This window comes from Bacillus pretiosus (assembly GCF_051294775.1).
Taxonomy (GTDB): domain Bacteria; phylum Bacillota; class Bacilli; order Bacillales; family Bacillaceae_G; genus Bacillus_A; species Bacillus_A wiedmannii.
This window is the reverse complement of record NZ_JBPPHF010000400.1, coordinates 1-291: the sequence shown is the minus strand read 5'-3', so window position 1 is coordinate 291 and position 291 is coordinate 1. Positions and strand designations below refer to the sequence as shown.

Annotated in this window: 1 protein-coding gene; it reads left to right on the top strand. The window is 32.3% G+C overall.

Going from position 1 to position 291, the window contains the following annotated elements; translation table 11 throughout:
* A partial coding sequence (locus ACSG5Z_RS31450) for a GNAT family N-acetyltransferase (RefSeq protein ID WP_435712911.1) occupies positions 1-291 on the top strand: 291 nt, incomplete at both ends.

Here is a 291-nt window from a genome sequence, read left to right as displayed (position 1 = left end):
ACTTAAGAGAATTACATAAAGATGAATCACTTACATTAGAAAAAGAAGCTGAACTTGATGAATATTACATTGATACATTTTCAGTTTCAAGTGCATATGGCGGAAAAGGAATCGGTTCTCAATTAATTGAAGCTGCTGAAATCCATGCAACTGAAAAGGAGCATGAAAAAATCGCATTACTAGTTAATTTAGAAAACAAACGTGCCTATTCACTATATGAAAAACTAGGTTATAAAAAAGATCTAATCGTTATGCTTGTAGGCGAACCTTATGCACACCTCGTAAAAACAT